The 14283-nt window shown below is 60.1% G+C and carries 19 protein-coding genes; 6 read left to right on the top strand and 13 right to left on the bottom strand.

Annotated elements, in window-relative coordinates; genetic code table 11:
- The first annotated feature begins 114 nt into the window (after positions 1–114).
- Positions 115–2124, top strand: coding sequence for a hybrid sensor histidine kinase/response regulator (locus tag JL100_RS10315; RefSeq protein ID WP_202685210.1), 2010 nt, complete (start codon positions 115–117; stop codon positions 2122–2124).
- Positions 2125–2151: 27 nt separating this feature from the next.
- Here the strand turns inward: JL100_RS10315 and JL100_RS10310 are convergent, their stop codons facing one another.
- The 4 genes from JL100_RS10310 to JL100_RS10295 all read right to left on the bottom strand — a co-directional run bounded on the left by JL100_RS10310 (position 2152) and on the right by JL100_RS10295 (position 5269).
- Entirely contained in the window at positions 2152–2553 is a 402-nt protein-coding gene (locus tag JL100_RS10310) for a response regulator (protein WP_202685209.1), read from the bottom strand.
- Between the two features lie 126 nt (positions 2554–2679).
- A complete protein-coding gene (locus tag JL100_RS10305) occupies positions 2680–4233 on the bottom strand; it encodes a sensor histidine kinase (RefSeq protein WP_202685208.1) in 1554 nt (517 codons plus the stop codon).
- Positions 4234–4495: 262 nt separating this feature from the next.
- The gene (locus JL100_RS10300) at positions 4496–4651 is read right to left on the bottom strand and encodes a hypothetical protein (RefSeq protein ID WP_202685207.1); all 156 of its coding nucleotides are present in this window, start codon (positions 4649–4651) and stop codon (positions 4496–4498) included.
- Between the two features lie 180 nt (positions 4652–4831).
- Entirely contained in the window at positions 4832–5269 is a 438-nt protein-coding gene (locus JL100_RS10295; RefSeq protein ID WP_202685206.1) for an alpha/beta fold hydrolase, read from the bottom strand.
- Between the two features lie 137 nt (positions 5270–5406).
- On the opposite strand from JL100_RS10295, the gene JL100_RS10290 reads away from it, so the two are divergent.
- Positions 5407–5715: a hypothetical protein gene (locus tag JL100_RS10290; protein WP_202685205.1), complete on the top strand. Its 309-nt coding sequence runs from the start codon at positions 5407–5409 to the stop codon at positions 5713–5715.
- A 28-nt stretch (positions 5716–5743) separates the two neighbouring features.
- Here JL100_RS10290 and coaD read toward each other — a convergent pair whose 3' ends face one another.
- Together coaD and JL100_RS10280 are read right to left on the bottom strand one after the other, a co-directional pair.
- Positions 5744–6268 carry a pantetheine-phosphate adenylyltransferase gene (gene coaD, locus JL100_RS10285; protein ID WP_202685204.1) on the bottom strand — a complete coding sequence of 175 codons (525 nt, stop codon included), beginning with the start codon at positions 6266–6268 and terminating at the stop codon, positions 5744–5746.
- A 246-nt stretch (positions 6269–6514) separates the two neighbouring features.
- Positions 6515–6970, bottom strand: coding sequence for a tellurite resistance TerB family protein (locus JL100_RS10280; protein ID WP_228421181.1), 456 nt, complete (start codon positions 6968–6970; stop codon positions 6515–6517).
- Positions 6971–7079: 109 nt separating this feature from the next.
- On the opposite strand from JL100_RS10280, the gene JL100_RS10275 reads away from it, so the two are divergent.
- Positions 7080–7397: a hypothetical protein gene (locus tag JL100_RS10275; RefSeq protein ID WP_228421180.1), complete on the top strand. Its 318-nt coding sequence runs from the start codon at positions 7080–7082 to the stop codon at positions 7395–7397.
- A gap of 212 nt (positions 7398–7609) precedes the next feature.
- Here JL100_RS10275 and JL100_RS10270 read toward each other — a convergent pair whose 3' ends face one another.
- From JL100_RS10270 to JL100_RS10250, 5 genes are all read right to left on the bottom strand, one after another.
- Positions 7610–7792 (bottom strand): DUF4926 domain-containing protein, encoded by a 183-nt coding sequence (locus JL100_RS10270; protein WP_202685202.1) that lies wholly within the window; start codon positions 7790–7792, stop codon positions 7610–7612.
- Complete coding sequence (locus JL100_RS10265) at positions 7789–8358, bottom strand: hypothetical protein (protein ID WP_202685201.1); 570 nt, start codon at positions 8356–8358, stop codon at positions 7789–7791. The genes JL100_RS10270 and JL100_RS10265 overlap by 4 nt, the downstream gene beginning before the upstream one ends.
- 456 nt (positions 8359–8814) lie before the next feature.
- Complete coding sequence (locus tag JL100_RS10260) at positions 8815–9369, bottom strand: hypothetical protein (protein ID WP_202685200.1); 555 nt, start codon at positions 9367–9369, stop codon at positions 8815–8817.
- Positions 9370–9372: 3 nt separating this feature from the next.
- Positions 9373–10068 (bottom strand): hypothetical protein, encoded by a 696-nt coding sequence (locus tag JL100_RS10255; RefSeq protein WP_202685199.1) that lies wholly within the window; start codon positions 10066–10068, stop codon positions 9373–9375.
- A 324-nt stretch (positions 10069–10392) separates the two neighbouring features.
- Positions 10393–10725 carry a hypothetical protein gene (locus tag JL100_RS10250; protein ID WP_202685198.1) on the bottom strand — a complete coding sequence of 111 codons (333 nt, stop codon included), beginning with the start codon at positions 10723–10725 and terminating at the stop codon, positions 10393–10395.
- 391 nt (positions 10726–11116) lie between these two features.
- Here JL100_RS10250 and JL100_RS10245 point away from each other — a divergent pair, with 391 nt between their 5' ends.
- The 3 genes from JL100_RS10245 (at position 11117) to JL100_RS10235 (ending at position 12676) form a co-directional block, all read left to right on the top strand.
- Positions 11117–11530: a DUF3846 domain-containing protein gene (locus tag JL100_RS10245; RefSeq protein ID WP_202685197.1), complete on the top strand. Its 414-nt coding sequence runs from the start codon at positions 11117–11119 to the stop codon at positions 11528–11530.
- A gap of 231 nt (positions 11531–11761) precedes the next feature.
- Positions 11762–12376 (top strand): recombinase family protein, encoded by a 615-nt coding sequence (locus JL100_RS10240; protein ID WP_202685815.1) that lies wholly within the window; start codon positions 11762–11764, stop codon positions 12374–12376.
- Positions 12377–12454: 78 nt separating this feature from the next.
- Positions 12455–12676 (top strand): hypothetical protein, encoded by a 222-nt coding sequence (locus JL100_RS10235; RefSeq protein ID WP_202685816.1) that lies wholly within the window; start codon positions 12455–12457, stop codon positions 12674–12676.
- Positions 12677–12753: 77 nt separating this feature from the next.
- On the opposite strand, the gene JL100_RS10230 is transcribed toward JL100_RS10235, so the two are convergent.
- Positions 12754–13086 (bottom strand): hypothetical protein, encoded by a 333-nt coding sequence (locus tag JL100_RS10230; protein ID WP_202685817.1) that lies wholly within the window; start codon positions 13084–13086, stop codon positions 12754–12756.
- A gap of 479 nt (positions 13087–13565) precedes the next feature.
- The gene (locus JL100_RS10225) at positions 13566–14177 is read right to left on the bottom strand and encodes a VapE domain-containing protein (RefSeq protein ID WP_407696978.1); all 612 of its coding nucleotides are present in this window, start codon (positions 14175–14177) and stop codon (positions 13566–13568) included.
- Positions 14178–14283: the final 106 nt, after the last annotated feature.

Raw genomic sequence — 14283 nt, 5'->3', positions numbered from 1 at the left:
ACCACGGTGCCAGCAGAGCATCTGGGATGTCAGCAGGCATGCATCTCCGTTCGTCGAGTGAACCTGTCAGGGGGTCCGATGTATTGGATGACTGGCGTCGCACTGGCAGGGGCCGTGAGTACCCTGATCACCATCGCGGTCGCTTGGCGGCTGGCCAGGACGGTGCGATCCCTTCAGGCCACTCTCCAGGATACCCAAGCCGCAGTGGCGGAGCGGCAGTCAGCCCTCAGTGAGGTGGAAGCCAGATCGGCAGCGATCCTTGAGGCTGCTGTGGACGGTATCATCACCATCGACGAACACGGCTGCATCCAGAGCTTCAACCGAGCCGCCGAGAGGATCTTCGGTTATGCCAGCGAGGCGGTGATCGGCCGGAATGTCCATATTCTGATGCCCGAGCCCTATCACAGCGAGCACGACGGCTACCTCGCGAACTACGCGGCGACCCGGCAGCCCAGGATTATCGGCATCGGTCGCGAGGTCGAAGGGCAACGCCAGGATGGCTCGACCTTCCCGATGGATCTGTCCGTCGGTGAGAGCCGGTTGGGCGGCAGACGGCTGTTCGCCGGTATCGTTCGCGACATCACCGAAAAGAAGAAGATCGAGGAACAGCTTCGCCACAGCGAGAAAAGCTTTCGCTTGCTGGTCGATAACGTGCGGGATTATGCCATCAACTGGCTCGACACCGAAGGGCGGATCGCGACCTGGAACGCCGGGGCTGAACGGCTTTATGGCTGGTCCGCGGCTGAAGCGGTCGGTCAGCCCACGCAGGTCTTTTACCCGCCCGAAGCGGCGGGTGAGGCGGATCACGTCTTGTCTCTGGTGCGAGAGCACGGTCGCTTCGATGGCGAAGGGTGGCGGGTCCGAAAGGATGGCAGCCGGTTCTGGGCTCACGTGATTATCACGCCATTATGGGACGACAAGGGCCGGATGCGGGGCTATGTCCGCGTCGCCCAGGACATCACGGACCGCAAGCGGGGTGAGGAGGAACTCAAACGGGCAAAGGAGGAGGCTGAGCGGGCGAACATCGCCAAGTCGAAGTTCCTGGCCGCCGCCAGCCACGATCTCCGGCAGCCGGTCCAGGCGATGGTGTTCTTCACCTCGGCCCTGACGTCGCAGATCCAGAACACCGCGGTCCAGCCGCTGCTCCACGATCTTCGGGCATCACTGGACGGCGTCAACATCCTGCTCGACAGTCTGCTCGATATATCACGGCTCGACGCCGGCATCGTGCAACCCCGGCTGACGAATTTCTCGCTCGCGACACTGTTCGACCGCGTTCGGGCCGAATACGGACCGCTGGCCGGCGACAGGAGGCTCACGCTCCGGGTCAGACCGACGACCGCGATCATCCGTTCCGATCCGACGCTGCTGGAGCGGATCGTTCAGAATCTGGTGTCCAACGCCATCCGCTATACCGATCACGGGAAGATCCTCGTTGGCTGCCGGGCTCGCGGCCAGACCCTACGGATCGAGGTCTGGGATACTGGCATAGGGATCCCGCCCGACCGACTGGACGACATCTTCCAGGAGTTCTATCAGGTCGGCAACGTCGAGCGGGACCGCAGCCAGGGTCTCGGCCTCGGCCTTGCCATCGTCCAGCGGCTCTCATCCCTGCTCAGCCATCCAGTCAAGGTCCACTCGGTACCCGGCCGCGGCTCGGTTTTCCGGGTGGACGTGCCGCTGGTTGGCTACAACACGCACCACAACATAGGCTTCGTCGGTGCGGGTAGGAGCACACAGGATGAGGGGCACAAGGGTCTGGTCGTCATCATCGATGACGAGGCCATCATCCTCCGTGGGCTCCAGGTCGTGGTCGAAGGCTGGGGCTATGAGGTCGTGATCGCGGCCAGCGAGGCCGAGGCAATGGACCTGCTGTCGGAACTGGATCGTGCCCCCGATATCATCATTTCCGATTACCGGCTGCGGGCCGGACGCACCGGCATTGAGGCGATCCGGCACATCCGTGCCCGTTACGGCAACCGGCCGATCCCAAGTCTCCTGATCACCGGCGACACCGCCCCGGAGCGATTGCAGGAGGCCGAGGCGAGCGGCTATCGCCTGCTTCATAAGCCGGTGAGTTCATCGACGTTGAGGGATGCTCTGGATGCTTACCGCACCGTGTAAGCCAAGGACTGGCCTGACAGAAGCGTATCACGCGAACAAACGCATCCTCGGCGGCAGGGAGCGTGGAGGCTCACCTCGCAGCGTCGCCTCGACGGCCTGTATCGCCGCGACGACCTCCTCCTCGGTATAAGGCTTGTTCAGGTGCCCGATGGCGACCCGACGCACTTCCGGTCGATCAGGCAGTGCCGCGGTTACGAAGATGCTGGGGACGCCGAAACGGTCCTTCAGAACCACGGCCGCGTCGATGCCGCTCGACCCGTCCGCCAAGGAAACGTCCATCAGGGCCAGATCGGCACCATAATCCGTAGCCAAGCCAAGCACTTCGGCTGCTGTGCCCGCAATACCGACGACAGTATGTCCAGCATCCGTCACCTGCTGCTCCAGGTCGAGGGCAACCAGGGCGTTGTCTTCGGCAATCAGGATCTTCATCAGCACTCCCTGGAGGGTGCATCGGCCCTGTCCGGATTGGCTGCGGCCGACATGACGAGGAGCTAACAACTTCCTGACGCTGGTGTCCCCTGCTGGTAGCTGTGCAACCTAATGCTGTCGCGGATATCACACGCTGTAACAATACTGGTCTAAAGGTACGGCAGGTAACAAGGCTGGCTTTGTGGAGTGTCGCTTGAAGTCTTCCGCTGGGAGCCTGACCTGGACCAGGGTGCCTGCCTGGACATCAACGCTGATGTCGGCTCTCAATTGTCCGGCCAAGGCGGTGATTAACTGCTTGCCGATGCCGCCTTTTGCCTTGCAGGCATCGCCAATCCCGTTATCCCGAACCCTGAGCAGCACGTCCTGCCCGCGATGCCGCAGCGAGACCTCTATTCGCCCTGTCCGGCTGTCCGGGAATGCGTGCTTCACCGCGTTGGTAACGATCTCGTTCGCCAGGACGCCCAGCGGAACCGCCAGGTCGATGGAACAGAAAAGGTCCTCGACGTCGGTGACGATCTCGATCCGGTTCAGGCCCGATCCGAGTTGCCGCAGGCCCTCACAGAGGCTGGTCATCTGCTTGCCCATGTTGACCGCCGAGAGGCCATCCGAGGAGTAGAGGTTCTCGTGGATGCTGGCCATGACCTGAATGCGGGATCGCATGGCGTCGAACCGAGAGGCTAGAGCCGGATCGCTGACCTGTCGCTTTTCCATCTGGAGCAGAGCCAGCAGGGTCTGGAGATTGTTCTTCACCCGGTGGTGAATCTCCCGAAGGAGCGTCTCCTTCTCGACCAGCGACGCGTGCATGGCCTCGGCAGCCCCGATCTTTTCGGTGATGTTCGAGATGGTACCGACGAAGCGGACCGGTTCAAGCTCGCCCAAGATCTTTTCGTACAGCACACTGCCGCGACAGTCGAACCAACGGGTGTTCCCATCCGGCAGGATGACCCGGAACTCGGATCGCCATTTTCCACTGACAAGGGCCTCCTTGGTCTCCCGCCGCACCCGCACCCGGTCGTCGGGGTGCAGGCAGCGGAAAAAGGCATCGACCGCCGGAGAGCCATCCAAAGCGTGGCCGAACAACGCCAGACACTCTGGTGACCGCGTCACCATGCCGGTGGTCAAATCCCAGTCCCAAGTCCCGATGTTACCCGCCTCGGCGGCGAGGCGAGCCCGCTCCTCGCTGCGGGCGAGTTCAACGGTCCGTTCGGCGACCAGACGCTCCAGGTCATCGCGAGCTTGCTGGAGTTCCGCCTCGGCCGCACGCCGCTCCAGGATCTCCGCTTCGAGCCGGCTGTTGGCTTCGGCGAGCAGTCGGGGACTCGGGATGGCAAGGATCTTGGGCAGTAAGGGCCAGAGGAGGGCCGCAGTGGTAACCGACACGATGGCGGCCATCAGCTTCAGCAAACCGTCGAGGCCGTAATAGGGCTTCCAGAGCATGGCGACGGATGCGAAATGCGTGGTGCCGCACAGGACGATGAAGGCGGCGAACAGGTAGGCTACCCAGCGATACTCGAAATCCGGCCGACGCTTCAGAAACCTGAGGATCACAAACGGGATCGAGAAGTAGGCCAAGCCGGTCGTGATGTCGGACGCAACATGCAAGGCCACGAGGTCCGGCCGCCAGAGTAGGCAGAAGCCGTGCGGCAGGAATGACGCGGAGCTAAGAACGTAGTCCAGCATTGCCTTGAAGTCTGTATGTGTGAGGACGCTCTATTACACATATAGGCGACTTGTTAAAATGCCGTTAACATTTGATTAACCATGGAATTGCCTCAAGCGTCCAATAAACTGAGCCGGACCCGGATTCCTGCCGAGTGTAGGTCTCGGTCCCTCGAATGCGATTATCGGGTTCAGCGAGGTTATGATGGAGGAGTTTTTCGGCCCGCTGGCTGATCGTTACCAAGAGTAGGTTGAAGATCTTCACTACAACGGCAAGAACCTGCTAGATCCGATCAACGACTTGCTTCGCATGGCGAAGATCAAGGTAGGGCATCTGAAGCATCACGAGGAACCAGTCCGCCTTCGAGAGATCCTCAATGAGGCGATTGGATGGACTGATTTCTCGGTGGGCGATGCCCGGCACAGGTTGGATCGACATGCCTAGTCTCCGGCAACTGTGCTCGGGGATCGTCGCAGCCTTCAACAGGTGCTGACCAGTCTCATAAAACGCCTCCAAGTTCACGTCGGATCGGCAGGACGCCATCTACGCCAATGCCCAGGCGGCCAGGAAAGACCCATGATCAAGTCGGAGGGGCATGAACCTCCTCGCGATCCAGCCTTAGGCCACCGGCTCTCCCAGCATTCGTGTGGCCTTCTGCGACACTGTATCGATGGCCGCGGTGACCTGAAGCGGGGCCGCGTAGTGCATCATGTGCCCGGCATTCTGAACGATCTCAAGGGTGCTCTGTGGAGTCCATTCATGTAGCCAGATCGCGTGATCCTCGTGGTTTACAATGCGATCATGATCGTCGGCCATAATGAACACCGGGATGTCGAGGCCGCGAACCTGCTCCTCCAAGTCGTGCACCCCCGGCATCATCGTCACGGCGTCCCGTGACTGGGCCCGGATCTGGCCCGGTCGAACCGGGAAGGCATGGGGGAATGCCTCGCTGAACCGATGCGGAACCGGCAGGGGTGAGAACATCGCCTTGAGGTTCGCCGGCATCAAGGCGGCACCGACAAGTGGGGCCACGGTGTAGCGGAACAGGTCGCCCACCACGGGAATCGCTGGGAGGGGGGACGAGCCCGGCGTCGTAGCGGATGGTCTGCTGGTAATAGCCGGCCAGTAGGACTAGGCCGCTCGCCCCCCTGGAATCCGATCTCAAATGCAACGACGATCCCCGGGAGTGACCGATGACCTGTCTTTATGGTCCTCTAGTACCAGAGCTAATCATCATCGTCGTCATCATTCTGCTGCTGGGAAATCCCGCCCTGCCGGTCATCATCGTCATCGTCGCTGTCACCGCAGCCGCCCAACAGCAGGGCCAAACCCAGGCATATCGCAGCAGGTATCCGCATGGCATTGCTCCTTGCACCATTCTCCTGTGGTCCGGTGAGAGAATAACAGCCGGTGGCGGTTTGGGTTGCCGTCTCGTATTGACGAGAAATTTCGGCAAAGCTGTGACAACCATCAGTGTAATGCGTTACCTGTCACTGTCTTGAGCCGGGTTTTTCGGGGAGCCGAGAATGATCAGGGCGACTTGCTGAACTTGGTCTGGAGAGCGTGGGCAACCGGTGGAGCGACAAACTTCTCCAGGTCAGGGGAGCCGAACATCGCGAGTTGGCGGACGTATTTGCTCCTCTCGAAGATGTGGGCGGGTCGGGCCATGAGGTGGACAAACTCCAGGTGCGGAGCCGTCTTGTATAGAACACCAGCGAGATCCCACTCCTCGCTGAAGTCGTCGCTTGCTCGCATGCCTCGCACCAGATAGTGGGCACCGAACTGGTCGGCGGCTTCGTTCACCAAAGTGTTGTACTGGACAACCTGAACGCGGTCGATGGCCGGGGCATCGTTTGGTGTACTCTGTAGATGCCAGTTCAGCGTTTGCCGGACCATTTCTACCCGATCCATGGGAGCGAAGAGCCCGCCGTGCTTCTCCGGGTTCACGCCGACTCCTATGTAGAGGGAATCGAGCAGTCTGGCGGCCCGGATTGCAACGTCCAGGTGGCCAAGTTGAAAGGGGTCAAAGGAACCCGCGTAGAGACCAATCTTCATGACGGCCCACCTACGTGTCGAACACATGCTCTACGAGCATTACGGACCAGGGCGACCACATCAACCTTATTCATCTGGTTCCTTTTTGGCTTTGCCAACCAAGCCGAGGCTCTGGGTGATGTGCCCTCCTAAGCTACTACTCTATACCGGCGATCCGGCATACCTGTGCGATACTGGTGTGGTCTGTTCGAGGTCGGGGCATTTGCGGACGCCTGCCCGATTAGCCCGAGGCCCCCCTGTCCCTCACTAGGCGGCGTCCTCGATCTCGCCGAAAATCTCGTCCTCGTGGATGTTCAGCAGGTGGCAGAACTCACGGATCACCCGCTCCTCGTCGTCGTGCAAGACCGGGTCGTCAGCCTTGGCAAGCACGAGGGCGAATTTCAGCAGCAGCACCTGCTGGTCCTCGTCGTGGACCCGCAGCACGGCCTGCCGGACCCCCTCTGTGCCCTTGTGGCCGTGCAGGCGGTGCATCTCGCTGTAGTGATGGAAGGTGTTGAGCAGCCGGTCGGGCGTGAAGGGCTGGAGCAGCGGTGAGGTCCCGATGAACCTCTCCAGCTTGTCCTGCTCGGTCGCATGCAGATGGCCATCGGCCCAGATGATCGCTGCCGCCATTGCCATGGCGGCTTCGAAGAATTCATGGTTCTGGAGCCTGCCGACATAATCGGTCAGAATCCTGGCGAAGTTTCGGCTGATCGTGATCATGACATTGTCCATGGGAGCGTGTCGATCCGAGCTATCACAGCATGGTCGGCACTGTCGCGGTGAAATTGGTCGTTGGGTGGAGCGTCCCCGGAGAAAATGCCGCACCGCAATGGCGTGCTGGTTCCATATCCTCATCGCTACCCGCCAGCCGGCCGTTGCCCTGGCTCCGATAGGCGTCGAGAGCTACAGCCGGCCTGAAATCTGCCGGTCTGGATATCCCAGTGGAAAAATAGAAGTCCTTGCTCTTCAAGAAGCCTTAACCCTACAGGTCGGTTTCGAACGCCAGGACCTCTGGAGCGAGGCTCGCCATGTCGACGATCATCTCCTACTCCCGCCGGGCAGCGTCGAGGCGGACCTGGATCGGCAGACGGTCGCCGTGCCGGTCGATGATCTTCCAGGTGACCGCTGCGGGATCGAACGTCTCTAGGGCGAAATCGGCCAGCAGCGGGACATATAGGCGACGACGCGGTCGGTCGCGACATCGTAGCGGAGCAGATGAATCCGGTGCTGCGTGATGGTATCGGTGCCCATCAGCAAGCGGAAATCGGCACGGATCCCCTAGGCGATCCGCCAGTCCAGCGTGATCGACACGATGGTGTCGTGCCGCTCGGCCAGTAGTCCGATCAGACCGGGAACTGATCAGTTATCAGGAGGAACCCAGACCACAGCCTGGATTTCACGGGCCAGAACGGTATCGACCCGCGAGGGATTGCTGAACTCGACCTCGTAGGCTTCGCCGTTGCGATGCACATGGACTATCGTGCCCTGCTGACCGGAAACCCTGACGACCGACAGTTCGGGAATGGGTTCAGCCAGAGTCATGCGTCTAACTCCTCTAACGGCAAGTACCTTCCGACGACCTCTACCGCCCGTTCCGGAATCGGCTTGCCCTCCAGCAACAGCCAAGCAGCAGTTGCTCCGTCATAGTCGACGAAAGCAACGCCGGCCGACGCCACAAGCTTCTCCAGCCAGTCGCGAAAGGGTTCCAGCGTGTGCTCGACCCACAGAGCCTCGGGCGACGCATAGGACGGTGGTTTCGGGTACGATCCCTGTTGCCAAGCATCGATGCACAGGCCGCAGCCCCAGCCGCTATCGAACTCCTTCGGTGAAATGTCGCTGTCCCAAATGATGTCCCAGCATTCCCCGCCACGCATGGCATAGATGTTGATCCCGCAATGGTTGAGGGAACCCTGGAGGCAGGCCCAGCCATCAATGCTGAATTTCACGCGGCTGAGACTGATATCCGCGACCATGATCCTCACCGGCAGCGGGGTGCGGTCGAGCCACGCCAGGAATATCGCTGCGACATCGATCATCGCCTTCTCCTTGACATCGATGCCGTAAGCGGCGACGGGCCGGAATGCATGATGGCAGTCATTCGTCATCATCCACGAAAGGCTCTGATGTGCTCAATTCGATTGAATATCCTGTCGGGCTAGGGCGAACTCGGTAGTCCACCGCTGGTTTGCCATCGATCAAGAGGCTGTCTGCCTGATGCAGGATCTCATCAACGACAGGTCGCTGTTCATCGGCCGGCAAGGCGATGAATAACACCATGAGGGATCTGTAATCTCTAGTCATCATTTTGCTTCATCTTGGTTGTTCTCGATAGCATTTGACGAGAAAAATAACTAGGACTCGTTGGCCTTCTTTTTTAACAAGGCCTATTGCTACCTCCCTAAGCAAGGTAGGCCCGCCGCGAATAGCACTTAAGGGGATTAGGCATCTCAATCCTCAACTGTGAGCGGTCGGAACCCTCGAAAAAATTGTTTCTCATAGTCAAAGTTCCACCAGACCGCCTTCTTCGCGAGGGTCAGCAGCCTCTCACGGTTCAGGCCGACCCATCAAACGACCGCCGCGGCTTGCCGCTTGGCCGCTGCCGGCGACCGGACGTCCGCTGGCAACGGGTCGTCGAACAGGAAGACCCTGAAGTCCGGGTCGCGGCGATCCGTCGCGAACCCCTCGAAGTACTCGGCGTATGGCGGGCTGACTTGTGGGTGGACGGACCAGATGCGAATTATACCCTCAACCCCGGTGGCGTCACGGTCGAGCTTGGCCCAGGTTTGGCATGGGTGCGGGTTCCAAGGCCCGATCTTCAGAACTCGGTGATGGAAGCGGCTGATGGCGAAGATCGTGTCGTCCCTACAAGCCGGGATGCGGGGCCATAGGGTCTCGTGCCGGCGATCGAAAAGCTGCTGCCGGACCGGCTTGCGGTATTGGTTGCTGCCGGGATAACCCATAATCAAGATCGGTCGGCCGATGGTTTGGGCGGCCCACCCATCGCGATCCCAGTGGGGCAGGACACGCTGGACGGTGTAGATCCACGATCGGCAGTGGAACGGTGGCCCAAAGCCTTCACGACGCCGACCCGGAAGATGGCGGGAGTAGGAGGTCGCCATGGCTCAGCCCGGCCCCGGAACCAGGATGTGGGCGGCTCGGCGAAAGCGGACCATCACCGCGTCTCGGGCGTCGCGGCTCCTGAAGGCGAAGACACAGTACACGCGGGTGAACTCGTCATCACCAACGATGAGGTGACCCATCGACCAATCAACATCCAGTCGGCCGACCTTGTAGCAGAAGCTCTCGATGCCATCCTGGAGCCGCCAGTACCGATCGTTATCGCACGCGATGAAGTGGTTGTAGGACCGTAGGTGGTCGCAGACCTCCCGGACGTAATCGGTCATGGGCCAGCCCAGGTGGGCGACGAACGCCTCGATGGAGGTCCTCGGCCGGAAATCAAGCGGCGGATAGCCGCTGTCGTGAAGCTTTATGAGATGATATGGCAGCAGGTGTGTAAAGATCTTCCCCAGCCATTCCTTGGCGAGAACCTCGCGGTTTGATGTGAGCCACTGCCGGACGAGGTTGAAGTCATCGCCCGTGAGGCTGCCCTGTGTAACTTCACCGCTCTCGACCTCGATCTCGGCTGTCTCGGCCTCCTCGATGTCAATGTACTTCGGAATACTGCCGTGTTGCTGGTTTGCCCGGATAGGCTGGCGTAAGCCACGTGGCGGCCGTCGGCAGCCGTGCTGGCCGATCCAAATCGCCATCGGCAACCCCGTATTGTAAGGATTCATGTAGGCCCAGATGAGGTCGTTCATGCCTGTCCTCTACGAGTACCACCCGACATCAACCGGCCTTGCCAGGGCGACCCGAACCACCGCCTCGACTTCCCCGGCGTCATGGTCCAGCAACGCCTCTAAGTGGACCTGGACGACGTCGCCGTAGTCGCGGAGTCGGAGTCCATCAGGTCCGCCCTGTCGAACGAACTCCGCGTGGCTCTGCCCGTCAGGAAGCTCGATAAGACGTACAGGGGTGAGGATGAGGCGACGCATACCTCGAGCGTCGCACAGTTGGGACTGCTGTCAACTTCACCACCCGGGCTTTGCCGAGAGGCAGTTGCAGGCGAACACCACGTCTGTCGATCAGGCATTCGTATTGCTGACGGTCGAGAGTATTTCTGCAGCCGGTGCCTGAACGAGACTCACCATGAACGCTGCAATCCCGTCGGCATCCTGTAGGTCATGGTTGAACGGTTCCTCAAGGACCTCGACCAAGTAGTCCTCCGGGTTGGTGCCGATGTCCACGACAGCGATGATGGCCCTGACTCTGGGGTCGATATCCTGGTCGCACATACGAGCCGCGAGCAGTACGCCAATGATGACCTCCAGGGCAGACGGCCATTCTACCCGTCCGAGCAACCGCTGGAGAAGCTGGCGACCCTCCAGTTCCTGGTTTCGATACAGGCCCGGAGCCATCAGCTTACGGCAAATCCCCAGGAGGGTGCGGTGTCGGACTGAGGTCAGTTTGGTAACGTGCCCCCGCCTCTCCCTGAACGCCTCCGACAATAACCATGGAGCTTCTCATGATGACCGCCGTAGGGCCTTTCGCGTATGAGGGGATCAGCCAACGGAGAATGCATGAGAACCGGTATCTGTGTCACCACACTAAAGGTTTCGCTTGGATCAGCCCAATATAGGCACAATGGCCTCGTTACGGCATGGGATAATGCCCGTGAAGTGCCGCATCTCACCACACAACTACAATGCCTTAGAATATTCATGTAATGTAATAATCCGTTCATAAAGTACTTCTCTATTGTTGAGTCTGCCATTATACTATTTTTGCAAACAAGAAGGACAGAAGAACATGAAGAGAAACAAATCAAAAGAGAAATTGGTATGCCTGCATTTTGTGCCTGCCAATCCAGATTTGGAAATCACCGTTAGAAAAATGCCACAGAAAAAATTTTCCAACATTGACTTCAAAGAAATACAAAGCTGGGTAGGTGGCCATTATGGAAAAGTCATGATTCCTTTCAAGGGCAAGATCACCTATATGATCGTACACGAAGAGGGGCGGGTCTTAAACTTGCCGTCGAATCCTCGGGCCACTGCCTACTGGCAAGCCCGGCTCCACATGGAGATGTCCAATCTTCGCATCGATCAGCATCCCCTTCGGGATCAGATACTCGCGACCTATCAGCAGCAGTTTGATACCCCAATTTTGGGCGACGTAGTGATCGTGGAAGACCTCGGGCTCCAGCCAGTCAGCGGCTCTTAACCTAGCTCCGAACTGTTTCTGGAAACAGTTTTCGGCACTGGTGGGGAGGTGGCGAGAGCCACTTCCCCTGCTTGCTCCCTTGACACTCCTCCTGTGGCGGATGTCCCAAAACCCCCTCCGCCAACCGGGTCCCCAGCGTCGCATATTTCCTGGCTTCCGGAGCCTCTTCTGCGGTGTCCCACAACCACCCGGTTAGTTGACAGCGGCTGGGCCTGTGCGACGGTGATCGGCATGAAGAAGGTCGCCATATACGCCAGGGTGTCGACGGATCGGCACCAGACAGTCGAGAACCAACTCGTCGCTCTCCAGGCGATGGGCGAGCGGTTGGGTTGGGTCGTCGTGGCCGTCCATGTCGATGAGGGGATCAGCGGTGCGAAGGGTCGGGAGCAGAGACCAGGGTTTGACGCCCTGCTGAAGGGGGTGGCACGCCGGGAGTTCGACCTGATCGCGGCGTGGAGCGTGGACCGACTCGGCCAGTCGCTCCAGGATCTCGTGGGTTTTCTGGCCGACATCCAAGCCCGCGGGATTGATCTCTACCTGCACCGGCAGGGCCTCGACACCTCGACACCGTCGGGCCGAATGATGTTCCAACTGCTGGGGGTGTTCGCCGAGTTCGAACGATCGATGATCCGGGAGCGGGTCATGGCCGGGCTCGACCGGGCTCGTAGTCAGGGTCGCCGCATCGGTCGACCGCCGATGCCGGCGGGCAAGCTTGAGAGCGTCCGGCAGGCCCTGGCCGGCGGTGCCGGCGTGCGGCAGGTGGCCCGGTTGACCGGCGTCAGTCCGACAGCGGTCTCGCGGGTCAGGCAGTCCATGGTCGCCGAGAGCCAGTCCGGCACAGTCTGAGCCCAAGACTGTGCCGGACTGGCTCTCGGCGGGTAAATACCGGGACGCACCTCGGCGTCGCCCGTCACGGAGTTCAGCATGCGAGCCCACGAGTTCATTAGCAAACGACGCAGCCATCGTCATGAGCACGTCGCAGTCCTCTACCTTGATCCGACTGACTGGAACCGGTTCCGAGCCTTCGCCCAGGATCGTGATGATGTCGTTATCCTTGACGCCAAGCCGGATGCAGATCGGATTGCTGTCCAGTGCGGCTGCCAGTCGGTTGAGATCTGCGACCGGCTGCAGGATGCCTGGAACTGACGCTGGGATCGGTTTTGTCCTGAGCATGCCTGTTGGTTGCTCCAGCCGGCGCCGCAGGCGCCGGCTGGAGCATGACCTCAGTCCTGCGGGAACTCGAAGCCGATCTTCCCACCGGGCACGCAGTGCCAGCGAAGTCTGGCAAGGGTAAGCACCGCCAGGTCGTCACACCCTACGATGAAGGTGCGATAGCAGTTTCCTCCCGACCACCATACCCGACCCGGAGCAATGCTGTATTGACCAGGAACGCGTCCGGCCGACGACGAGAGCTTGTCGATCCAGCAGGTCCGGACATCGATTCTGGTGATATGGGATCGGCTTTCGACCTCCGTCCGCAATGCCGTGTTCTCTGCGTCCACGACAGCCTTGTGCTTGTGCATAGTGAGCAGATGTCTGAGAAGCTTAACGTCCATGGTAAACAACCTTTCTATGTGTTTCGAACCGTAGCCATCCGCTGCGGTAAGGGTAATTTGAAGCATCTGATCAGGGAGAAGCAAAATTACTGTTTGGTCAGATGAGTACTTTTCTGCGATTTCGCTAATGTGGTGGGTAAATGACTTTGACGTGATTGACGTCAGAGGGGCATTCACTCGGGAGGTGGCGGTGAAGGTCGAGTGAGTGCTTGGTCGCTCAGTGGCGGTGACGCCTATCGCCGTTCCGGGGCGGCGTGGCTGCACTAGAGAGCGGCAGGGCCAGACCTGAGCCAGGTTCCTACACAGCTATATCGCACCTGCACTACACTAAACCCTTGTTCTATCTATACTTTTTCTCTTTAGTGTAGGAAGTGTAGGAAGGAAGCAGAAGTCTGAGACTCAGACTCGCCCAGGCGGCAGCCGGGCCGAACTTCGGCCCGGCTCCTGCACTTCCTACATTCCTACACCCGCGTCGCCGGTCACCCCTGCGGGCGAGGCAGAACCCGGTACTTGACGCCTCCGCTGTCCCGTTTCCTCTCGACCCGCGTATCCGCCAGGGCGGCAAGCCGGGTCATCTCGATGCCGAAGCTGCGGAAGTTGGTCGGCCGGCCCGGATTGATCCTCTGGTCAAACGCCGTGAAGGCGTAGAACACCTCCTCGGCCGGTTCCCATTTGCCGACCTGCACATAGAGGTGGTCCTGCCGGTCGAACGCAGTCAACCACTCCTCGACCGGCCCCAGTACGCGATGAGCCTCCTGCTCGGCCGCGACGGCGTCGCGGACCGCATCAAGCGGGCTCGCGTCAATGCAGGCCACCGACCTCCAGAGGAGATCCCAACGAATATCGTTGATGACCTTCCAATCGAGACGGTCACGGGCCGCGATGGCGTAGAACCGCCGCGTTCCGGTCGGGTCCTGGATCGAGTGGCCCAGCGGCTGGTTCGAGCACCCGATAAAGGTTGCGATGTTCCGGAGAGTCTTGGTGGCATTGCCATGGAGCGGGCGGTAGGTGATCTGATCCGTGGTGATCTTCCGCTTGGTCACCTCAATGTCCGCTCGGCTCGCATACGACATCTCATCGAGGAAGTGCACGGGAAGGCTGCCCAGGACCTCACTGTGTCGGTCGTCGGCCAGCTTGGCGAAGTCGCTGGGGACTATCGGGAATTTCGTGCTTGGCGGGGTTATCCTGAAACAGAAG

This window comes from Skermanella mucosa, from assembly GCF_016765655.2.
GTDB lineage: Bacteria > Pseudomonadota > Alphaproteobacteria > Azospirillales > Azospirillaceae > Skermanella > Skermanella mucosa.
This window is presented reverse-complemented; position numbering and strand designations above follow the sequence as displayed.